Origin of the sequence: Candidatus Acetatifactor stercoripullorum (genome assembly GCF_944382095.1) — a bacterium.
In the GTDB taxonomy this organism is placed as follows: Bacteria; Bacillota; Clostridia; order Lachnospirales; family Lachnospiraceae; genus Acetatifactor; species Acetatifactor stercoripullorum.
Genome location: NZ_CALWMU010000013.1, coordinates 1 through 22,812, shown reverse-complemented (window position 1 = coordinate 22,812; position 22,812 = coordinate 1). Strand labels below are relative to the sequence as shown.

Annotated in this window: 18 protein-coding genes and 1 tRNA gene; 2 read left to right on the top strand and 17 right to left on the bottom strand. The window is 49.9% G+C overall.

Annotated features, from left to right (window positions below; all coding sequences use genetic code 11):
- Nucleotides 1–33: 33 nt before the first annotated feature.
- The 8 genes from SHK35_RS05560 to SHK35_RS05525 form a co-directional block, all read right to left on the bottom strand.
- Nucleotides 34–106, bottom strand: a tRNA-Thr gene (locus SHK35_RS05560).
- A gap of 172 nt (nt 107–278) precedes the next feature.
- The gene (locus tag SHK35_RS05555) at nt 279–1,238 is read right to left on the bottom strand and encodes an ABC transporter permease (RefSeq protein ID WP_318708997.1); all 960 of its coding nucleotides are present in this window, start codon (nt 1,236–1,238) and stop codon (nt 279–281) included.
- Between the two features lie 37 nt (nt 1,239–1,275).
- The gene (locus SHK35_RS05550; RefSeq protein ID WP_318704525.1) at nt 1,276–2,388 is read right to left on the bottom strand and encodes an ABC transporter permease; all 1,113 of its coding nucleotides are present in this window, start codon (nt 2,386–2,388) and stop codon (nt 1,276–1,278) included.
- Nucleotides 2,389–3,951 carry an ABC transporter ATP-binding protein gene (locus SHK35_RS05545; protein WP_318704524.1) on the bottom strand — a complete coding sequence of 521 codons (1,563 nt, stop codon included), beginning with the start codon at nt 3,949–3,951 and terminating at the stop codon, nt 2,389–2,391.
- A gap of 144 nt (nt 3,952–4,095) precedes the next feature.
- Nucleotides 4,096–5,307 (bottom strand): BMP family lipoprotein, encoded by a 1,212-nt coding sequence (locus tag SHK35_RS05540; protein ID WP_318708995.1) that lies wholly within the window; start codon nt 5,305–5,307, stop codon nt 4,096–4,098.
- Between the two features lie 130 nt (nt 5,308–5,437).
- Nucleotides 5,438–6,256, bottom strand: coding sequence for a mechanosensitive ion channel family protein (locus SHK35_RS05535; protein WP_318708993.1), 819 nt, complete (start codon nt 6,254–6,256; stop codon nt 5,438–5,440).
- Nucleotides 6,256–8,565 carry a 1,4-alpha-glucan branching protein GlgB gene (gene glgB, locus SHK35_RS05530; protein ID WP_318708991.1) on the bottom strand — a complete coding sequence of 770 codons (2,310 nt, stop codon included), beginning with the start codon at nt 8,563–8,565 and terminating at the stop codon, nt 6,256–6,258. Before glgB ends, SHK35_RS05535 begins: the two co-directional genes overlap by 1 nt.
- Nucleotides 8,566–8,581: 16 nt before the next feature.
- Nucleotides 8,582–9,826, bottom strand: a complete 1,245-nt coding sequence (locus SHK35_RS05525) for a DUF1015 domain-containing protein (RefSeq protein ID WP_318708989.1) — start codon at nt 9,824–9,826, stop codon at nt 8,582–8,584.
- A gap of 133 nt (nt 9,827–9,959) precedes the next feature.
- Between SHK35_RS05525 and SHK35_RS05520 the strand changes: the two genes are divergently transcribed.
- A complete protein-coding gene (locus SHK35_RS05520; RefSeq protein WP_318704519.1) occupies nt 9,960–10,238 on the top strand; it encodes a hypothetical protein in 279 nt (92 codons plus the stop codon).
- 74 nt (nt 10,239–10,312) lie between these two features.
- Here SHK35_RS05520 and SHK35_RS05515 read toward each other — a convergent pair whose 3' ends face one another.
- The 9 genes from SHK35_RS05515 to SHK35_RS05475 all read right to left on the bottom strand — a co-directional run bounded on the left by SHK35_RS05515 (nt 10,313) and on the right by SHK35_RS05475 (nt 21,366).
- A complete protein-coding gene (locus SHK35_RS05515; protein ID WP_318708987.1) occupies nt 10,313–11,479 on the bottom strand; it encodes a phosphoglycerate dehydrogenase in 1,167 nt (388 codons plus the stop codon).
- Between the two features lies 1 nt (nt 11,480).
- The gene (serC, locus tag SHK35_RS05510) at nt 11,481–12,572 is read right to left on the bottom strand and encodes a 3-phosphoserine/phosphohydroxythreonine transaminase (RefSeq protein ID WP_318708986.1); all 1,092 of its coding nucleotides are present in this window, start codon (nt 12,570–12,572) and stop codon (nt 11,481–11,483) included.
- 104 nt (nt 12,573–12,676) lie between these two features.
- Entirely contained in the window at nt 12,677–14,062 is a 1,386-nt protein-coding gene (locus SHK35_RS05505; protein ID WP_318708984.1) for a L,D-transpeptidase family protein, read from the bottom strand.
- A gap of 6 nt (nt 14,063–14,068) precedes the next feature.
- On the bottom strand, nt 14,069–15,742 hold the full coding sequence (gene ilvB / locus SHK35_RS05500; protein ID WP_318708983.1) for a biosynthetic-type acetolactate synthase large subunit: 1,674 nt from the start codon (nt 15,740–15,742) through the stop codon (nt 14,069–14,071).
- Nucleotides 15,743–15,778: 36 nt separating this feature from the next.
- A complete protein-coding gene (ilvD, locus tag SHK35_RS05495) occupies nt 15,779–17,452 on the bottom strand; it encodes a dihydroxy-acid dehydratase (protein WP_318708981.1) in 1,674 nt (557 codons plus the stop codon).
- 78 nt (nt 17,453–17,530) lie between these two features.
- Complete coding sequence (leuB, locus tag SHK35_RS05490) at nt 17,531–18,616, bottom strand: 3-isopropylmalate dehydrogenase (protein WP_318704513.1); 1,086 nt, start codon at nt 18,614–18,616, stop codon at nt 17,531–17,533.
- A 104-nt stretch (nt 18,617–18,720) separates the two neighbouring features.
- A complete protein-coding gene (gene yajC / locus SHK35_RS05485) occupies nt 18,721–19,047 on the bottom strand; it encodes a preprotein translocase subunit YajC (protein ID WP_318704512.1) in 327 nt (108 codons plus the stop codon).
- 95 nt (nt 19,048–19,142) lie between these two features.
- On the bottom strand, nt 19,143–20,276 hold the full coding sequence (gene tgt / locus SHK35_RS05480; RefSeq protein ID WP_318708980.1) for a tRNA guanosine(34) transglycosylase Tgt: 1,134 nt from the start codon (nt 20,274–20,276) through the stop codon (nt 19,143–19,145).
- The gene (locus SHK35_RS05475; protein ID WP_318708979.1) at nt 20,269–21,366 is read right to left on the bottom strand and encodes a M15 family metallopeptidase; all 1,098 of its coding nucleotides are present in this window, start codon (nt 21,364–21,366) and stop codon (nt 20,269–20,271) included. The genes tgt and SHK35_RS05475 overlap by 8 nt, the downstream gene beginning before the upstream one ends.
- Nucleotides 21,367–21,515: 149 nt before the next feature.
- Between SHK35_RS05475 and aroC the strand changes: the two genes are divergently transcribed.
- Entirely contained in the window at nt 21,516–22,625 is a 1,110-nt protein-coding gene (gene aroC / locus SHK35_RS05470; protein WP_318704509.1) for a chorismate synthase, read from the top strand.
- Nucleotides 22,626–22,812 lie beyond the last annotated feature (187 nt).

The following is a 22,812-nucleotide window of genomic DNA, read 5'->3' as shown; positions in this document are numbered from 1 at the left end:
ACATATGATGTTTCCGGGGCGCCTTTGCCAGTAAGCTGAAAATGGGACTCGAACCCACGACCCCTTCATTACGAGTGAAGTGCTCTACCAACTGAGCTATTTCAGCACCTAGCATAAAGCTGTAAAAGGGGAATTGGTTGCAATTGCTTTTGCAACTAAGTGTATTATATCGGGTTTGGCTTTTTTTTGCAACCATAAATTTATTATTTTTTACAAAAAGTACCGCCAATAATGACAATTATCGACAATCTCCGAAAAAAGCCTTTACCAAAAGCTCTTTAGCGCGCTCCCTTGTCATAGATAACCCCCAGCGCTCTGGGCGCTCCGTTCTGTTTTGAGAAGAAAATCAGAAGCAAGAGGGTAAGCACATAGGGCAGTATCATCACCAAGTCCTGAAAGCTGCTGGGCATCTGCAAAACCTGTACCAGGCGGTATCCGCCGGAACGGGCAAAGCCAAATAAAAGGCAGGCCGCCAGAGTAGGCAGAATTTTCCAGTTTCCAAAAATCAAGGCAGCGATGGCCAGATAGCCATATCCCACATAAATATTAGAGGAAAAATTGGCGGAGATGGAATAGGCAAAGCAGATTCCGCCCAGGCCGGACAAAGCGCCGGATATGATAATGGCAGCCAGCCGGATTTTTCCCACATTTCTTCCGGCGGCATCCACAGCATGGGGATTATCTCCGCAGGCCCGCAGGTGCATGCCGAATCTGGTCTTGTACATCACAAACCAGGATAAAAAAGCCACCAGCACAATGACGATCTCAAAAGGATACAGATTGGTAAAAACAGCTCCCAGCACAGGAATCTCTGAAAGGAACGGCACCGTAATCCGGGAGGACACCGTCAGCACAAACTTATCCGAGGCTGCCCCAAAAAAGATACGGTTGAAAAGCTTTGTCAGATAGGCGGTAAGCGCCATAGCCAGAATATTTACCACCACACCGCTGATTACCTGGTTTGCCTTAAATTTCAGGCAAAGCAGGGCATGAATCAAAGCAAAGGCGCCTCCTCCGATCACGGAAAAAGCCATGGCAATATAGAAGGGGACGGGAGAATTACCGGCAAAGCTTCCCGACACAAGCACCGCCGCGAAGGCGCCTGTAAAGGCTCCAAACCCCTGCAGGCCCTCCACTGCCAGCATAGTTACGCCTGATTTTTCGCAGTAGATGCCGCCGATGGCCATAATAAACAGGGGAAGAGCGAAGGATAATCCGTCTATAATGATAATGTTCATATTTTCCTCTCATTCTGCCGCGCAGGCGGCTTTGTAATCAGATGGAACTTTGTTCTGCTTTTTTCGCATCCAAAGTATTTCTTCTATGTTCCATTCTCCACTTGATATACACATTGCAGGCGCTGAATAAAAGAATGATGCCGGTGATTACAGAGGCAATCTCCGAATCCACCCCAGCCGCCGACTTCATATAGGTGCTGCCCTTGCCGATCAGGGTAATCAGCATCGTTGAGAAAATGATACCCACCGGGTGGTTGTTTCCCAAAAGGGAAACTGCAATGGCGTCAAAGCCTGTGCTGATCAGCACCTTTGGCTGAATGGACCCTACGTATCCAAGATAATAGGTGACTCCTGCCAGTCCGGCCAGGGCACCCGATATGGTCATGGACAGCACCATGCTTCTCCCCACGTTAATTCCGGCATATTTTGCCGCACTTCGGGAATATCCCACAGCCTTCAGCTCGTAGCCCAGCCTTGTCTTGGCCAGAAGAAACCACACCAAAAACACAGCCAGAAGAGCAATGACAATTCCCAGCGGAATGTCCAGCTTCAAATTTCCCACCGGCGTGTTCATCAATGTCAGTCTCGCCGCATCAGAAACCTCTCTTGACTGTCTGGAGACCGGGTCCACGAAATAAGTATTGATAAAAAAGCTTATGACATACTGGAAAATATAATTTAACATAATGGAAGAAACCACTTCATTGATGTTGAAGCGGTATTTTAGCAATCCAATCAGCGCTCCCGCAAGAGAGCCGGCCACAATGCCCACCAGAATCACCAAAGGCTTTGCAAGCACTCCGTTAAGCCCGCTGTAGCCCACAATTACCGTAGCCGTAAATCCCGCCGCCAGCATCTGCCCCGATACGCCGATGTTAAAAAGCCCGGCTTTAAGGGCCACTGCCACCGCCAGCGCAGCAAATATCATAGGAGTAAAATAATTTACATAGCTGAAAAAGTCCGTCAGCATGCTCTTGTAGGAGGCATAGGACGCCTTGGGAGCCAGTCCGCTCCCCTGTAATAAGGAATAATAGGCCCGAAAGGGATTGCTTCCTGTAAGAGCAATGATAATGCCTCCCGCAACCAGACTGCACAAAATCGCAAAGAGAGGAATCCTCACAGAGGTCCATAATTTCTTTACCTGTCTCATTTATGCCATGCCTCCCTTCTTTTGTACGCCGGCCGTATGGCGGACGCCCATCATAAACTCTCCCACCTGATTGGTGGTAAGGGTATCTGCCGGAGCTATCTTCTGCAGGCTTCCGTTATAGATCACCGCAATGGTGTCCGCACAATTCATGATCTCATCCAGCTCCAGAGAAATCAAAAGAATGGCCTTGCCCTTGTCCCGCTCTCCGATCATCTGCTTATGAATATTCTCAATGGCACCGATATCCAATCCCCTGGTAGGCTGCACAAATATCATCAGGGGAGAACCCAGCTCGATCTCCCTGGCAATAATGGCCTTCTGCTGATTGCCGCCGCTCATGGAGCGCACGATGGTAGCGCTTCCCTGACCGCTTCGGATATCATAGTCGTGTATAAGCTTCTCACTGTTTTTTTGAAAGGCCTCCTCCCTCAGCACTCCCTTTCTGCAGAAGGGTTCCTTGTAATAATCCTTTAACGCCAGATTATCTGACAGGGAAAAGTCCATGACCAGACCATAATTCTGTCTGTCCTCAGGAATATAGGAGATTCCTCTCTTTGTCCGCTCCCGTATGGAAAGATTTGTGATATTTTCGCCGTTTAGGGTTATTGTGCCAAAACGGGCCGGAATCAGTCCCGCTATGGCATCTGCAATTTCCACCTGTCCGTTTCCCGCCACGCCTGCAATGGCCAATATTTCTCCTGCGTGAACCTGAAAAGAAGCGTCACGCACCACCTGAAAATTCTGCTTGTCAAACACATTCAGATGGGACACGTCCAGGACTACACTGCCAGGCTTTGCGGGGGTCTTTACCGTCTCAAAGCTTACCTCCCGCCCCACCATCATGTTGGCCATCTTCTTGGTGGAGGTGTCTGCCACATCCAAAACGCCGATCAGCTTCCCTCTGTTTAAGATAGCGCATCGATCTGCAATTTTCTTGATTTCCTCCAGCTTATGGGTGATCAGAATGATCGTTTTTCCCTTGTCCCGAAGCCCCTTTATGATATCCAGCAGAAATTCGATCTCCTGGGGCGTCAAAACTGCCGTAGGCTCATCGAAAATAAGGATTTCAGCCTCCCTGTAAAGCATTTTCAAAATCTCCACTCTCTGCTGTGTGGAAACGTTGATGTTCTCGATTAAATCCGTTGGATTCACCGCAAGACCATATTTTTCCGAAAGCGCTCCAATTTCCTGGTTTGCCTTTTTCATATCCACCACGTTGATACAGCCCAGGACCTTCTTTACCGGCTCCATCCCCATAACGATATTTTCCGCAACGGTAAAATTGGACACCAGCTTAAAGTGCTGATGTACCATGCCGATATTCAGCCGGGCAGCGTGATTGGGCGACTCCAGCTTCACCTTCTCCCCGCGAATAAAAATCTCACCCTCATCCGGCTCATACATTCCAAAGAGCATACTCATCAGAGTGGATTTGCCGGCGCCGTTTTCCCCAAGCAGAGCAAAGATTTCACCCTTTTTGATCTGAATAGTCACGTCATCATTGGCTGTGATCCCAGGAAAACGTTTGGTAATATGTTTCATTTCCACAATATAGTCAGCCATGCTTTCTCCCATCTGCCGCTAAACAGCCTTCGTTTTTTCATAGTATAACAGATTTTGTCTCATTTAGGAACCTGAAATTTATAAAACGACGGATGCCCTTTGGGGAACATCCGTCGTCCGTTACTTTAAAACTTATGTTTTTCCTTACCAGGTAAAGGTCTCAGGCGTAATTCCGTTGAAGTTTGCCGCAGGAACAATCTCTCCGCTCTTTACCAGGGCCTGAGCCGCGTCAATCTTTTCAATGGCTTCAGCACTCAGCTGGTTTCTGCCCTCTTCGCTTACATAGCCTGTGGAATCGGTGGCTGCTGTCAGCGTCACATTAGCGCCTGCAAAGGTGCCGTCCTTCACGGTATTAAGCGCATTGTAAACCGTATCGTGCATTACCTTAAGACCGCTGGTGAGTACTACGTTGGTATCTCCGTTTGCGCCGTCGTCATACTGGTCAACGTCACAGCCGATTACCATAACGCCGTCTGCCTCCTTTGCTGCGGTAAACACACCGTTGCCGGAAGCTCCTGCCGCCACAAAAATGATGTCAACACCTTCTGCAATCAAAGCGTTGCCAAGCACCTTGCCGGTAGCCTCATCAGAAAAGTTTCCTACATAGTTGCCGCCCACATTCGCGCCGGTTACATCTGTTCCGGCATAGGAAGGAAGCTCAACCACCTCCACATTCAGGCCTTCGGTCTCATTTGCATATTTTACGCCGCACTCAAAGCCATACTGATAATTTACATTGGAAGGATAAGCAATTCCGTTCACAACTGCCACCTTGCCCGTGGTAGTAGAAAGGGCAGCTGCCATACCCGCATAGAAGCCGCTCTCCTGCTCTGCGTAGTACGCCGCATACACATTGTCGATCACCTGATCCTCTGTTACCTCTGTTCCTCCGATGGTAGGCCAGGAATCAATGAGAATAAACTTTGTGTCAGGGTTTTCCTGCGCTACATCGCCGATGCCCGCAAACTGGAAGCCGCAGCAGACAATCACGTCGTAGTCGGCAACCACATCTGCAACTGCCTGAACAGCCGCTGCGCTGTCACCGGATTCCTCCCTGATGGGAGTAACGGTTGCGCTGGGATTTTCCTCGATAAACTTCAAAACGCCGTTATAGTTGTCCTGATTAAAGGAACCATCGTCCACACCTGAAGGGCTGGAAACGATAGCAATCTTTAATCCCTCCCCGCTGCCTTCCTGTGCAGCCTCTTCGCCGGTGCTTTCCACAGCCTCTTCCACAGTGCCTTCTACAGTGCTTACAGACGCTTCACTGCTGTTGTCTGCCGTGGTTTCCCCACCGCAGGCAGCAAGAGAAAAAGTCATAACCGCTGCAAGTGCAAATGCCAATGCTTTTTTCATAATTCTCCTCCTTTATTAACCCATTGGTCCTTCTTTTGTCCCACACAGATAATACTGTGAAGATACATTGATAATATAACATCAGCCTGTACAAAATTCAACCATTAAATTACTGCTTTGACACTTCCTGTCAATTTTCGCCCTTCATGTGCACATCCAGCTGGGGATAGGGAATCTCTATCCCCGCCCGGTCAAGGGCATATTTACAGTTTTCCGTAATGCGCCATTTCCCCTCCCAGAAATGTTCATTTGTAAAAAAGCAGCGCACTCCCAGATTGATGGCGGAGGCTGCAAGCTCCGACACATACACGCGCATTTCCTGATCCTTCAGTACAAAGGGATCCTTTTCCAAAACCTCCATAAGCGCTTCCTTCGCCTTTTTGATATCGGAATCGTAGGAAATGCCGATCACAATATCCATCCTTCGGGTTTTGGCAGCGGACATATTGATAATACTGTTGTTTGCCAGGGTGCCGTTTGGCAGCACGATCACCTTGTTATCGCCGGTCACCAGCTTGGTATAAAAAATCTGAATCTCCGCAACGGTTCCCTCCTGATGATCCGTATTTTCGTGGATATAATCCCCCACCTTAAAAGGCTTCAGCACCAGTATCAGCACACCTCCCGCCAGATTGGAAAGACTGCCCTGAATGGCAAGGCCGATAGCTACACCCGCAGAACCAAGCAGGGCCACAATGCTGGCCGCATCCACGCCAAAGGAAGTCGCCAGTAAAAAGATCAGCACCACATAAAGGGACGTTTTCAAAAAGGAATCCACAAACTGCACGGCGCCCACCTCCGCGCCTGCTCTCTGCATGGACTTTCGCAGTATCTTGCGCAAAAGCTTCACAACCTGTACGCCGATTAAAAAAAACACTACTGCCAGCACTACGCGGATTCCAAGATGCAGCGCCTTTTCCGGCAGCGTCTCCAAAAAATCCAAAAGCATTATTTCTCCCCTTTCTTTTTCTTCCGAACGGGTGTGTTTTTCCGGATTCTCTGCTCGATTACCCTCTCAAGCTCCTCCTCCGTGTAGGGTATGAATTCCAGAATGCTCAAGGACAGGGGGGCCAGCTTTACGGTGATGGACTGCTTTTTGTCGTCCCATTCCACATCCTGGGCTTTTTTCACTCTGCCGTTTACCACGCCGCTTCCACCGTACTTCACATGATCAGAATTAAAAATTTCCTTATACTTTCCCTCAAAAGGCACCCCGGTAGTGATCTCCTGCTCCACCCCGGCAAAATTGGCCACCACCAAAAGAACCTCCTCTTGGTCTGCTCCTTTTCTTAAATAACTCAGATAGCACTCTTTCGAGGAAATGTTGTTGATCCACGCAAAGCCCTCCGGACTGTCGTCAAGCTCATACAATGCCTTCCTGGTCCGGTACAGATGATTTAAGTCCTTCATCAGCTCTGCCACTCCCGCATGCTCTGGATTTTGCAAAAGCTCCCACTCTATGCGCCTGTTTTCGTTCCACTCGTCAAACTCTCCGATATCCTGGCCCATAAACAAGAGCTTCTTTCCAGGATGGGTGATCATATAGGAGTAGGTCAGCCTCAGGTTTGCAAATTTATCCTTTCTCTCTCCCGGCATTTTGCCGATCATGGTAGCCTTCCCGTGAACCACCTCGTCATGGGAGAATACCAGCATAAATTTTTCGCTGTAGGCGTAGATCATGCTGAAGGTCAGTTCGCCGTGGTGATAGCTTCTGAAATAGGGATCATATTTGATATAGGTGAGATAGTCGTTCATAAAGCCCATATTCCACTTTAAATCAAAGCCAAGTCCTCCCTCCTCCAGGGAACCGGTGATCAGAGGGAAGGCGGTACTCTCCTCTGCAATGGACAGCACACCGGGGTTGCGCTTTTTCATGATGGAATTCAGGTGCTTCATAAATTCAATGGCCTCCAGGTTTTCCTTGCCCCCGTACATATTGGCCACCCACTCGCCGTCCTTTTTACCGTAGTCCAGATAAAGCATGCTGGCCACCGCATCCATGCGGATAGCGTCGGCATGATATTTTTCCACCCAGAACAGCGCGTTGGCAATCAGATAATTTGACACCTGAGGCCGTCCGTAATTATAGATCAGCGTCCCCCAGTGAGGATGAAAGCCCTGTCTTGGGTCTTTATGCTCATACAGGCAGGTGCCGTCAAAATTGGACAAGCCATAGGTATCTCTTGGGAAATGGGCGGGCACCCAGTCAAGGATCACGCCGATGCCAGCCTTGTGGAGCTCATTTACAAAAAACATGAAATCCTCCGGGCTTCCATACCTTGCCGTGGGCGCATAATAGCCGATCACCTGATAGCCCCAGGAGCCGTCAAAGGGATGCTCCATCACCGGCATCAATTCCACATGGGTATACCCCATTTTCTTTACATACGCAATCACCTTCGGCGCAATATCCCTGTAATTTGCGTAGTCCTCCCCCTCCCTGGGATCCACAAAGGAACCAAGATACATTTCGTATACGCTCACAGGCACATTGCCTGTCTGGAATTTTGCCCTGTTTTTGAGAAAGGCATCATCCTCCCAGACGAACCCATTCAGGTCAGCGATCACCGACGCCGTCTCCGGTCTTTTCTGGGCAGCGTTCCCGTAGGGATCCGCCTTCAGATAGGTGAGTCCCCCTTTCAGCTTAAGCTCAAATTTATAATTGTCCCCAGCCTTGGCATCCGGCACAAACAGCTCGAAAATTCCGGAATCCCAAAGCCTTCTCATCTGATGGACGCGGCCGTCCCACTGATTGAAATCCCCCACAACGCTGACGCGGAGAGCATTGGGCGCCCAGACCGCAAAATAAGTGCCCCTCTCTCCCTCATGCTCCATGGGATGCGCCCCCAGCTTTTCATAAATGGTATAATGAATGCCGTTTTTAAATTTTTCCGTATCGCTTTTTGTGATCACAGGACTATGCCTATAGGGGTCTTTTCGGGTGACACTGACACCGTTTCCATAGATAACCAGATATTGATATGCTTTAAGCTGCCTTTCGGGAAGCAGCACAGCAAAATAACCGTCCTCATCTGCTGTTTCCATGGCGATATCACAGCCCCCGGCCTCTTTTTCTTCTCCTGCCTGTTCTTCGTCCAGCTGGAGAAACACCTCCTTAGCCCCTGGGAAATATGCCTGTACCAGCGTCTGTCCCCCAGCCTTGTGAGGTCCTAACAATGCGTGCGGATTATCGCTCTCCGAATAAATGATCTCCTCTATTTTGGGCCAGTTCATCAATTTATATAATTTGTTTGTCATAAGAGTCTCCCTTCCCTTATCGAATTTCCAGATCATGCAAAAACAGGCCGCTTCTGAGCTTGGGCTCAAACCAAGTGGACTTGGGCGGCATAAGCCTTCCTGCGTCCGCCACCGCAAACAGCTCTTCTATGGAGGTGGGATACAGGGAAAAGGCCGCCTTCATGTCCGTATGCACTCTCCGCTCCAGCTCCCCAAGCCCTCTGATACCCCCTACAAAATCAATGCGTTTGTCGGTTTTCGGGTCCTGTATGCCCAAAATCGGTTCCAGCACATGGTTCTGCAGAATGGATACGTCCAATCCCGCCACCGCATCCTTGCTTTTTACAGTCTCCTTTGCCGTAAGCAGATACCAGTCTCCTTCCAGATACATGCCAAAGCTTCCTTTTTTGTCCGGCTTACAAGGAGTTTTCCCCCATTTTTTCACCGTAAAGCCTTCCTCCAGTTTTTTTAAGAAGTCTTCCGGCTCAAGACCATTCAAGTCCTTCACCACACGGTTGTAATCCAGAATGTGCAGCTCATCATCCGGAAAAAGCACGGAAAGGAAATAATTATACTCCTCCTGCCCCGTAAAATCCGGATGGGCCTGTCTGCGCATCTGCCCCACTCTCACCGCAGAAGCGCATCTGTGGTGTCCGTCCGCAATATACAGGCTGGGAATGGCAGCAAAGGTCTTTTTTATCTCCGCAATCTTCTTTTCCTCAGAAATCACCCATACTCTGTGAACGACCCCATCGGGGGCGGTGAAATCATACGCCGGTTCGCTTTCTTTTGCCGAAGCCACAATTTCCCTTAAGGTGTCGTTCGCCCGGTATGTAAGGAAAATAGGGCCTGTCTGCATATTGCAGGCATCCACATGGCAGATGCGGTCCTTCTCCTTTTCCGCTCTGGTATTCTCGTGCTTTTTGATCACTCCTGTGCTGTAATCGTCTATGGAAGCGCAGGCTACAATTCCGGTCTGTGATGCGCCATCCATAATCTGCTCGTACAGATAATAGCAAGGCGTCTCCTCCTGTACAAAACGCCCCTCCTGTATCTGGCTCCAAAGAAGCTCGGCGGCCCTTTTATATACCCTTGGGTCGCAGGTGTCCACCTCCGGGCCAAACCCGGTCTCCGCCCTGTCGATGGCCAGAAAAGAATCGGGATTCTTCTCCACCTCTCTGCAGGCTTCCTCTCTGTTGTACACATCATAGGGCAGCGCAGCTATCCTGCCTGCCAGGTCCGCCCTGGGACGGTATGCCCGAAAGGGCTTGATCTCAGCCATAGCTTCCATCCTCTTTTCTTAAAATTGTTTATTTTTATTTTATCAAATAAAACTATACATAACAAGCATCCGGTGCTAAAATGTTTCCAGGGAAGAAAATGCACGGCGAAAACCGCGCGGAAATGAGGAAAATATGACAGACGAGCATAGAAAAATATTAGAGAGAATCAACGCTTACGCAGAGGAGGTAATGGCCGATATTGATCCCCAGAAGGTGCAGGTTTCCGTTCAGCTGGACAAGCTGCGGCCCATCATGGAGACCATCGCCGCAGAAATGGAAATGAGTCTGGAGGATTTCTTTATTCTGTACATGGATATACAAAGCGAGGCCTCCTGTCTCTCCGATCAAAAGCTCAGGGATGAGCTGCGGGACTTGAACGAAGGCGACGGGGCCCCTCTTTTGTACCGTTGATGAAAGGCCGTCAGGCACAACTCTCTCAAAGAGCTGCCTGACGGCCTTTTTTGTTTACGCCTTAAGGCGCGCACTCAGCCTTTCACGATTCTCACTCTGAATACACCCTCCAGATTTTCCAGGGTATTTACAATTTCCTGAGTGGGTGCTGCCTCCACATCCAGCATGGTGTAAGCCACCTCTCCTCTGGATTTGTTGATCATATCACTGATATTGATCCCCTTATCTCCAAAGGCCGCCGTAAATTTCGTAATCATATTTGCAATATTCTTGTGGAAAATAGCCACTCTTCCCACCTTTGTGCACACGCCCATGTCGCAGGCAGGATAGTTCACGCTGTTTTTGATGTTTCCGTTTTCCAGATAATCCTTCAGCTCCTCCACAGCCATCTTTGCACAGTTGTCCTCGGATTCCTCCGTGCTTGCGCCCAGATGAGGAATCACAATACAGCCCTTCTTTCCTGCTGTGACCGTATTGGGGAAATCGGACACATACCTGTGTATTTTCCCGCTCTCAATGCCCTCCAGCACATCCTCTTCCTTTACAAGCAGGTCTCTGGCAAAATTCAAGATCACCACGCCATCCTTCATTTTGCTCATAGCTTCTTTGTCTATCATTCCTCTGGTGGAGTCCAGAAGGGGCACATGGATGGTAATGTAATCACACTGGGCGTAAATGTCATCCACGTTAAACACATGCTTCACGTCTCTGCTGAGATTCCAGGCAGCGTTTACAGACACATAAGGGTCATATCCATATACCTCCATGCCAAGATGAACGGCAGCGTTGGCCACCTTTACGCCGATGGCTCCAAGGCCGATAACACCCAGCTTTTTGCCTGATATCTCCGTCCCGGCAAAATGCTTTTTCTCCTTTTCCGCAGCCTTTGCAATATTCTCATCGTCCTTTGCCGATTTTACCCATTCGATGCCCCCAACCACATCTCTGGCCGCCAGAAGCATGCCTGCAAGCACAAGCTCCTTTACGCCGTTTGCATTTGCGCCGGGGGTATTAAATACCACGATGCCCTTTTCCGCACATTTATCAAGAGGGATGTTGTTGACGCCTGCGCCCGCCCTTGCCACTGCAAGGAGTCCTGCGGGCAGCTCCATGTCGTGCATGGACGCGCTTCTTACCAAAATACCCTGGGCGTCCTTTGCATCACTGCACAGCTCATACCCTTCCGTCAGATTCTGCAGACCCATCTGCGAAATAGGATTCAGACAATTAATATAAAACATTTTAACTCTCCTTTGCATTTTCCGCTTCAAATTTCTTCATAAACGCAACCAGCTTTTCCACGCCCTCGATAGGCATAGCGTTGTAGATGCTGGCGCGCATGCCGCCCACTGTCCTGTGTCCCTTTAGGTTTTCAAAGCCTGCAGCCTTGGCCTCTTTTACAAATTTAGCGTCCAGCTCTGCGTCGCCGGTCACGAAGGGCACATTCATCAGGGAGCGGTCCTCCTTGCGGACCGTGCCGTGAAAGAGACTGCTCTCATCCAGATAATCATAGAGGATTTTTGCCTTTCTTTCATTGTATTCCTTCATGGCTGCAAGGCCGCCTCTCTTTTTCAGCCACTTAAACACCTTGCCGCAGATATAGATGCCATATGCGGGAGGCGTGTTGTACAAAGACTGATTATCCGCATGAATTTTGTAGCGGAGCATGGTGGGAGTCCCAGGAAGCACATCCTCGGTGATCAAATCCTCTCTGATGATAACGATCACAACTCCCGCGGGGCCGATATTTTTCTGTACGCCGCCGTAAATCACGCCGTATTTTGTCACATCCACCGGCTCCGACAAAAAGCAGCTGGATACGTCCGCAACCAACGGCTTTCCCTTGGTATTCGGCAGCGTTTTAAATTTCGTTCCGTAAATGGTGTTGTTCTCACAAATATACACATAATCCGCATCCTCGCTGATGGGAAGATCGGAGCAGTCCGGTATGTAAGAAAAGGTCTTATCCTCTGAGGAGGCAATCTTGTTTGCCTTGCCGTAGATGCAGGCCTCCTGGTAGGCTTTTTTGGCCCATTGTCCCGTGACAATGTAGTCGGCTACCCGGTTTTTCATCAGATTCATGGGAATCATTGCAAACTGCTGGCTGGCTCCTCCCTGGAGAAAAAGCACCTTATAATTGTCGGGAATATTCATAAGCTCCCTCAAATCCGCTTCCGCTTCCTGGATAATGGTTTCAAACGCCTTGGAACGGTGGCTCATCTCCATCACAGACATTCCTGTGCCCTTATAATCCAGCATTTCATCAGCCGCTTCCCGCAGAACCTCTTCAGGCAGCACTGCGGGGCCCGCCGAAAAATTATACACTCTTGCCATTTGTAAAAGTCCTCCTCATTCTTATTTGACCATAGGTATAGAATAATCTTTCCTTCCACTTTAGTCAACTGCATTGTTAAAATATTTTCAATTTTTTGTATTTTTTAGTAAAACATCACCACAGGCGTCCCCGTCTCCACCATCTCATACAGCTCTGCCATCTTCTGAGAGGGCGTATTAATACACCCGTGTGAGCCGTTCTTTTTGTAAATTTCACCGCCAAATTCTGTTCTCCAGGAGGCGTCATGTATTCCAATCCCTCCTTTGACAGGCATCCAGTATTTCACAGGGGACGCATAGCCTTCCCCGCGCAGCACCCTGTTTCTCTGTTTGTTATATACATAATTCACACCCTCAGGCGTACCCCATTTTCTGCTGAGGTTCCCGGTGACCACCTCTGTCTCCAAAAGAAGCTCCCCCTCTTCGTAATAGTACATTTTCTGCTGGGTCATGTCGATTTCGATATAGGTATCTCCAATATCGTCCTTCCCCCGGTGCAGTCCCTGCCTTTTGTACGCAGGAATATGGACGCAGCTTTCCCCTGCAGGAATGCTCTCCATCAGATATTCCACCTCTGCCTTTTGATCTAACTGTGTGCCGTAGGTTCCTCCCTCTATGGTCACCACATCTCCCCTGGTGGAAAGAAAGCTCCTCTCCCCGCCATAGGTATCATATTCTCCGGCCAGCTCTTTTATGAAAGCCTCCACCTGCTCTTTTTCCATCACCAGCTCTCCCGATTCGTTAAGCACAGGAAGTCCATTTTCTGTCTTTAAAAAGCCTGCGGTGACGGACGCATCCAGCAAAATTTTTTCATCCCCCATATCATAGGTGATCTGGCAGTCCTGAAACTGCTCTATCTTTTTCCACAGCTTAAGTGTCTGTTCATCCTGCTCATCTTTCTTAAGCGCATAATAGCAGTCTGCGTCCCCCAGAGAAAGCTGGGTCTCTCCCTCTTTTATCACAGACAAAAGCGCCTGATACGCCTTTTGGGTATCCAGCCTGCTGCTTAAGCCGTCTATCAGCGTATAGCCCTCGTCTCTGCGTTCGATAGAAAGTCCGGGCTCTCTCTCAAGCTCCTGCCTGACAAAGGGCAGCTCCTGCCAGAGCTTTTCCAGCTTTTCTTCGTCAAAGGAAACCGCCGGGGCCAGAGTGTTTCTTTGTGCCGTGAAATATCCGGCCCACAGAAAGGAATTCTGCTCCTTTAAGGACTCCTCTAAAGACTCCGTGTAGTCCCCTTTGTAATCCGCCTGGGATAAATCCAGCAGATAGGATTGTCCCGTACTGTCCGTAATTGTAATAATCGGAGCCTCCGTAAAAGACAGAAGCTCCGAATTTACCTCCTCCACTGACTTGCCTGTGCAATAAACACCGTTAATCCAGGTATTTAAGCTGAATACCCCTCTGTAATAAAAGGCCAGAGCCAGATATCCAGAAACTGCGGCAAGCAATAGAATAACCATTACCAAAAAAATTCTTGTCCTTCGTTTCATTGCAGACTATTCCTTCAAATCGTCTCCGTCAAACACCTCTTCAATAGGAGCCCCCGCAGGAACCATAGGGAACACCTTGTCATCCTCCGGAATCATGCACTCGATCATAACCGGCGCATTCATGGCAATTGCCTTTTTGATGGCCGGCTCCACCTCCTCCTTTGTGGAAACACGGATAGCCGCACAGCCAAGTCCCTCGGCAACCTTGCAGAAATCTACTTTGTCATTTAAAACAGTCTGGGAATAACGCTTCCCATAGAAAAGAGTCTGCCACTGGCGAACCATGCCCAAAACATGATTGTTGATCACCACCTGGATGATGGGAATCTGATATCTGCTGGCGGTGGCAAGCTCATTCATATTCATCCGGAAGCATCCGTCTCCCGCAATGTTAATACATATCTTATCAGGCCGCCCCACCTTTGCGCCGATACAAGCTCCCAGGCCGTAGCCCATGGTGCCAAGGCCGCCGGAGGACAAAAAGGTTCTGGGCTTAGTAAATTTGTAGTACTGAGCCGCCCACATCTGATGCTGTCCTACATCCGTGGTAATGATAGCGTCTCCCCCTGTAATCCGGTCGATTTCTTCAATCACATAGGGACAGGACAGTTTTTCCTTGTCATATTTTAAAGGATACTTCTCCTTCATCTCCTGGATGGCATTCATCCATTCCTCGTGGTTTTGCTGCACCAGCTTCTTGTTCAGCCGGGAAAGCACCTCCTTTAAATCTCCCACCAGACAGGCATTTACACGAATGTTTTTGTTGATTTCCGCCGGGTCGATATCAATTTGTATGATTTTCGCATTCTCGGCAAAGCGCTTGGGATTTCCGATCACTCTGTCCGAAAATCTCGCTCCCAGGGCAATCAAAAGATCGCACTGGCTGACACCCAGGTTAGAAGTCTTTGTGCCGTGCATACCGATCATGCCTGTGTAGCGTCTGCTTCTGCCGTCAAAAGCCCCCTTGGCCATCAGGGTATCGCAGACAGGCGCGTCGATCAGCTCCGCAAACTCCGCCACCTCCTTGGAGGCTCCGGACAAAACAGCTCCGCCGCCCAGATAAATATACGGCTTTTCTGCCTTATTGATATAATCCGCAATCCGGTCCAAATCCTCCTCGCTGTAGGAAGGCGCAGACTCCTTCGTCTGAGGCTTTGCAGGAACATACTCGCAGACCGCCGCTGTCACATCCTTTGTGATATCCACCAGGACAGGACCCGGCCGCCCGCTTTTTGCAATAGAAAAAGCCTTGCGGATGGTATCCGCCAGAATTTCAACATTCTTCACAATAAAGCCATGCTTTGTGATAGGCATGGTAACTCCCGCGATATCCACCTCCTGGAAGCTGTCCTTCCCCAGCATGGGAAGGTTCACATTGGCAGTGATGGCAACCATGGGCACGGAATCCATATACGCGGTGGCAATGCCGGTTACCAGATTGGTGGCTCCCGGACCGCTGGTGGCAAGACATACTCCTACCTTTCCCGTTGCTCTGGCATAGCCGTCGGCGGCATGAGCCGCTCCCTGCTCGTGAGAAGTCAATATGTGTGTAATTTCATCACTGTGCTGATACAGTGCGTCATAAATATTCAGAATAGAGCCTCCAGGATACCCGAAAACGGTATCCACTCCCTGCTCCTTTAAACACTCTACAACAATTTCCGAACCATTTAACTGCATTTGTCAAAATCCTCCCTGGGCTTTCTCATCACACGCTTATTTTCTGGAAGGCACTTCCAGCACGGCCCCTTTGTTGCCGCTGGTTACAAGCTCCCTGTATCTGGAAAGATATCCCGTTGTCACCTTGGGCTCTCTTGGCTGCCATTTCTTTCTTCTTTCCGCCAGCTCTTCCTCGGATACCAGCACATCCAGTCTGTTCTCCGGTATATTGATGCTGATGATATCGCCCTCTTCCACCAGGGCAATGGGGCCGCCCACAGCAGCCTCCGGGGAAACGTGGCCGATAGAAGCGCCTCTGGATGCACCGGAAAAACGGCCGTCGGTTATCAGGGCCACACTGGAACCCAGACCCATTCCCGCAATCGCCGAGGTGGGATTTAACATCTCCCGCATTCCCGGGCCGCCCTTAGGGCCCTCATAACGAATCACCACCACATCTCCTGCCACGATTTTACCGGATTTGATGGCTTCGATTGCATCCTCCTCACAGTCAAACACCCTGGCCGGGCCCTGATGCACAAGCATCTCAGGCGCCACCGCAGAACGCTTCACCACACCGCTGTCCGGCGCAAGATTTCCCTTTAAGATAGCGATGCCTCCGGTCTCGGAATAGGGATTTTCGATGGGACGAATCACCTCCGGATTCTTGTTGACGCAGCCCTTTATATTTTCACCGATCGTCCGGCCTGTAACAGTCATGCAGTCCAGATGCAGCAGATTCTTCTTGGTCAGCTCATTCATTACCGCATAAACGCCCCCGGCCTCGTTTAAGTCCTCTATGTAGGTAGGGCCTGCCGGAGCCAGATGACACAGATTAGGAGTTTTGGCCGACAGCTCATTTGCGATATCCAGATTCAGCTCCACGCCCGCCTCCCTGGCAATAGCAGGCAGATGCAGCATGGAATTAGTGGAACAGCCAAGGGCCATGTCCACCGTCAGCGCATTCAGGAAGGCATCCTTGGTCATAATATCCCTGGGCTTGATATCTTTTCTTACAAGCTCCATAATCTGCATGCCCGCATGCTTTGCCAGACGGATACGCTCTGAAAACACCGCCGGAATCGTACCGTTGCCCTTAAGTCCCATGCCGATGGCTTCTGTCAGACAGTTCATGGAATTGGCGGTATACATGCCGGAGCAGGAGCCGCAGGTAGGACACACCTTCTCCTCAAATTCAGACAGCTCCTCCAGGGTCATGGTTCCCGCAGCCACGCTTCCCACCGCTTCGAACATGGAGGACAGACTTCTCTTTTGTCCGTGCACCCGTCCCGCCAGCATAGGGCCGCCGGAGACAAAGATTGTGGGGATGTTCAGTCTTGCCGCCGCCATCAGAAGTCCGGGCACATTCTTGTCACAGTTGGGCACACACACCAGTCCGTCAAAGCCGTGGGCCATGGCCATACATTCCGTGCTGTCCGCGATCAAATCTCTGGTCACAAGAGAATATTTCATTCCCACATGTCCCATGGAAATGCCGTCGCACACTGCAATGGCCGGGAACACCACAGGCATTCCTCCCGCCATGGCAACTCCTATCTTCACAGCCTCCACAATTTTGTCAAGATTCATATGGCCGGGTACAATTTCATTGTAAGAGCTCACAATGCCGATCATGGGCCGGCTGCGCTCCTCCTCCGTGTAACCCAGCGCGTTGAATAAGCTTCTATGGGGCGCCTGTGCGGTGCCTGTCTTTACGGAATCGCTTCTCATCTTTCTATCCTCCACTTTTCTTATCTATTTCCTTCTATTACCTCTATTGCCAATTTTACTGCCTGTTCCCTTAAAATGTCACCGGATGCGCTCTGCTAAAAGGTCTCCCATCTCACTGCAGCTTGTAAGGGTCATGCCCTGGGACATAATATCCTGCGTGCGGTATCCTTCCGAAAGCACCTGTTTTACGGCGTTCTCTATGGCCTGGGCCTCTTTGTCCAGATTAAAGCTGTAGCGCAGCATCATTGCAGCGCTGAGTATGGTTGCGATGGGATTTGCAATATTTTTTCCCGCAATGTCCGGCGCAGAGCCGTGGCTGGGCTCATAAAGTCCGAAGCTGCTGTCGTTTAAGCTTGCGCTCGCCAGCATGCCGATGGAGCCGGTAACCATGCTGGCCTCATCGGAAAGAATATCGCCAAACATATTCTCCGTCAAAATCACGTCAAACTGAGCGGGATTTTTTACAAGCTGCATGGCGCAGTTGTCCACCAGCATATGCTCCAGGGTTACATCCGGATAATCCTCTGCCACCTCTTTGGTCACGCTTCTCCAAAGCCTGGAGGAATCCAATACATTGGCCTTGTCCACGCTGGTCACCTTTTTACGGCGCTTTCTGGCAATCTCAAAGCCCTTTACCGCAATACGCCTTATTTCGTTCTCATCGTAGGTCAGGGTGTCAATGGCCTTTCGGATGCCGTTTTCCTCTATGGTCTTTCTCTCACCGAAATAAAGACCTCCTGTCAGCTCCCGCACAATCACCATGTCAAATCCTGCGCTGCTGATCTCCTCCTTTAGGGGACAGGCCCCTGCCAGCTCTTCATACAGCACCGCCGGGCGCAGGTTTGCAAAAAGGTTCAGCGATTTTCGCAGGGCCAAAAGCCCAGCCTCCGGCCTTCTGTCAGGGGGAAGCTGATACCAGGGTGAAGTGGTGGTATCTCCTCCGATGGAACCCATGAGCACCGCATCTGCCGCCTTGGCGTCCGCAACAGCCTCTTCTGTCAGGGGCACTCCATGGACGTCGATGGACGCCCCTCCCATCAAAATATCCTGAAACAAAATCTTATGGCCGTAAACATCAGCCGTCTTTTCCAGAATTTTTTTAGCTTCTCTTATAATCTCCGGTCCTATGCCATCCCCGGGAATGCAGACAATATGTAATTCCATAGTTTCCCTCATTTCTGCGCCGCCCTCTGCGCATTTTTTTCCATTTTAACATAAAAGCAGCGCCTGAACAATGAGGCACTGCCTTTGCTTCTCCAGATATCTTCTTAATTTTCACCGGGCTTCTCTACGCGGCTGATTGCTGATTTCTCCATGGGGATACGGCAGTTCTTATTATTACCAAATTCAACGATTACAGTGTCGTCCGTAATATCAATGACAATGCCGTAAAAGCCCGATGTAGTCAGCACGCAGTCTCCCGTCTCCAGCGATGCAAGCATGGACGCAAGCCTTTTGCGCTCCTTTTTCTGGGGCCTCATAAAGAAGAAATACATTGCGCCGATCAGCACTGCATAAACAAGCAGTATTCCGATAAAGCTCACCGTGCTTCCAGCTGCACTGGCCGCCGCATCATCTGTTAACAATATTCCCATTGCTCCTCCATTCCGACGTTTTCCGCCTGTAAAAGTACTTCAAGTAATAATCATACACAAAATTTCTCACAGGGGCAAGTAGTTTTATAAAAATTTTACTCCTGATGCGTGGACATGCGCTCTAATTTTTCCTTTTTGTACTGTGCAAACCGGTTTTCATCCAAAGCGGCTCTGATTTCCTCCATCATAGTATTATAAAAATAGAGGTTGTGCAGCACACACAGACGCATTCCCAGCATCTCCTTTGCCTTCAGCAGATGTCTGATGTAGGCTCTTGAATACCGGCGGCAGGCCGGACAGCCGCAGCCCTCCTCTATAGGTCTGTCATCCAGCTCATACTTTGCATTAAAAAGATTGATTTTTCCATGGTTCGTATACAAATGACCATGGCGGCCGTTTCTGGTGGGATACACACAGTCAAAAAAGTCGATGCCTCTCTCCACTCCCTCCAAAATATTGGCCGGGGTTCCCACTCCCATCAGATACGTAGGTTTATGATCCGGCAGATAGGGCACTACCTCCTCCAGAATATTGTACATTTCCTGATGGGTCTCTCCCACCGCAAGGCCGCCCACCGCATAGCCGTCCAGCTCCATTTCCGAAATCCGCTTTGCGTGCTCGATCCTGATATCCGGATAGACCGCTCCCTGGTTGATGCCAAACAAAAGCTGATTTGGATTGAGGGTATCCTCCAGAGCATTCAGCCTTTTCATTTCCTCCTTACAGCGGGCAAGCCACCTTGCCGTGCGGTCCACAGAGGCCTGCACGTAGCCTCTCTCCGCCTTGCTGGGAGGGCACTCGTCAAAGGCCATGGCGATGGTGGATGCCAGATTGGACTGTATCTGCATGCTTTCCTCCGGTCCCATGAAAATCTTTCTGCCATCTATATGGGAATGAAAATAGACACCCTCCTCCTTGATTTTTCGCAGACCTGCCAGGGAAAACACCTGAAAGCCTCCGGAATCTGTCAAAATAGGCTTGTCCCAGGACATAAATTTGTGGAGGCCGCCCAGCTGCCTGATAATCCGGTCCCCGGGTCTTACATGAAGATGATAGGTGTTTGACAATTCCACCTGGGTTTTGATCTCCTCCAGATCCTGTGTGGACACCGCCCCCTTGATAGCCGCAACGGTGCCCACATTCATAAATACAGGCGTCTCTATGACGCCGTGCACCGTTTTAAGCCGGGCGCGTTTTGCCCGTCCCTCCTTCTTGATCAATTCATACATTATCTAAATATTCCTCCCAAAATTCTTCCAGTGTGATGCCCTGTTTTGTGATCACCTCCGCCGCCTTCACTCCTACATAGCGGAAATGCCAGGGCTCATATTCAATTCCCGTGATGTATTCTTTCCCCTTTGGATAACGAAGGATAAAGCCGAATCTGCAGCTGTTTTCCGCAAGCCATTTTCCGGCCTCAGTGTCCCCGAAGCCTTCATCCAGGGACATATAGGTGCTGCAGACAATATCCAGAGCCAGTCCGATCTGGTGCTCGCTGGCCCCGGGCACGGTCACCGCCTGGCTGGAAAGCTGATACGCCTCCATATAGGACATTCCTTTGTTCATATACCGCTCAATTTTGCGGTTAAAAAGCATTTTCTGATACTCCAGGTCACGGTAAGGGGAACAGATCATCAAATCCACCCCGTCCTCCTCGGCCGCCTGGAGCATATCCAGCAGATCATCTATGATTCGTTCATCGCACTGCATGCTTCCCTTAATGGTGCCCAGGGTGAAGGTATAGTCCTCCGGAATGGAGTGCTGCTTGTTGATCAAAACAAGCCGCCAGTCATCCTTTGAAAACACATACTCCTGTTCCTCATCCGGCTGGGTTTTTCCGCCGCCTTGCGTGCTGTGGTTCTGCGCATCCGAAGAAAGGCTGTTCCGCTGCGGAGTGGCCTCCAATATTTCAGATGCCTGATATTTATCCCCAATACTCATCCCATGGGAAATTTCCAGCTGCTCATTTCCCTCCAGTACATCCTCGTCCTCTAAAATCTCCATATCCTCCAGATTGATCTGCGTCTCCTTCGCAAGAGACACTGTCCGGGAGGTCTGCCCTTCTCCGTTTGGGCTGTCAAAGCCCGTTTCCCCTGCAGAGATAAACAAGGGAAAGGAAAAGCTGCTGTATACGGCAAACAGCAGAAAGGACATACACACCATCCCCAGGCGCTTTCCATTGTCCCGAAAATAGCCGGCCACATGAACCGCCAGCCTCCAAAAAGCAATACCGGGAAGCACCAGCATCCGGCAAAAGCGGTTTCTTCTGCCAAACCTCACTACCGCTCTATGAAATTTTGTGTTTTTTTTATCCCTCATTGGTAATCAGCCTTTTTTCAAACATCTTTTTATGATAATATCATACTTTTTCCTCATATGCACCCTTTTTCTCCAAAAAAGTTGCGTTTTCCCATCCTGTTGGCTATAATGTGGATTACAGTTTAAAATTCATTTCTGGAGGGAACCATATGGCAGGGTCAACTTTTGGAACCATATTTAAAATCACCACCTGGGGCGAATCCCACGGCAAGGCCTTAGGCGTAGTCATAGACGGCTGTCCTGCCGGGCTTTCTTTGTGTGAAGAGGATATTCAATCCTATCTGGACCGCAGGAAGCCGGGTGCAACCAGCATCTCCACTCCCAGAAAGGAAGCGGATCAGGTAGAAATTCTCTCCGGCGTCTTTGAGGGGCGCACCACCGGAACTCCTATCATGCTTATGGTGCGCAATACCTCCCAGATTTCAAGGGATTACAGTGAAATAGCCTCCTATTACCGTCCCGGACATGCGGACTATACCTTCGATCAAAAGTACGGCTTTAGGGATTACAGAGGGGGCGGACGCTCCTCCGGCAGGGAAACAGCAGGCCGCGTGGCCGCCGGAGCTATTGCCTGCAAAATATTAAAGCAGCTGGGGATTACCGTTTTTGCCTACACGCGCTCCATTGGACCAGTGGAAGCTGATCTTACCCGCTTTGACAGAAAGGCCGCCCGAAACACCGCCACAGCCATGCCGGATTACCAGGCGGACAAAGAAGCCACAGCCTTTTTGGAGGAAACCAAACGGCATACGGACTCTGCAGGAGGCTGTATGGAATGTATTGTAGAGGGCGTTCCCGCCGGAATTGGAGATCCTGTGTTTGAAAAGCTGGACGCCAGTCTTGCAAAAGCCATTATGTCCATAGGAGCGGTAAAAGCCGTAGAGATTGGGGACGGATGCAGCGTATCCGCAAAAAACGGCAGTCAAAATAACGACGCCTTTCGCATGAAGGACGGCCATGTGGTCAAGGCCACCAACCATGCCGGGGGAATTCTGGGCGGCATCAGCGACGGCGATACCATCCTGGTCAGAGCCTGGGTAAAGCCCACGCCTTCCATTTTCAGCAGTCAGCAGACAGTGAACAAAGCCGGGGAAGAGATCGATATCCAGATTAAAGGGCGCCACGACCCCGTTATCGTTCCCAGAGCGGTGGTGGTCATGGAATGTATGACCGCTCTCGTAATTCTGGACGCCATGATGGTAAATATGTCTGCCAGAATGGACTCCCTGGATAAATTTTATGGAAGGCATCCAGAATAAGCAGATTTAAAAATGCGGATTTTCCCTTTTCAAAAGAGGTTATCCCATGATAGGTGATTGTGAAACTCGCTCCATGGCATCAAAAACTGGGCGTAATAACCAAAATAAGAGTGACTAGTACATCGAATAAAAATTAACTGACACAAATATCATTAGATTTTACGCCAGCCTCTACAGCTTCAGTTAC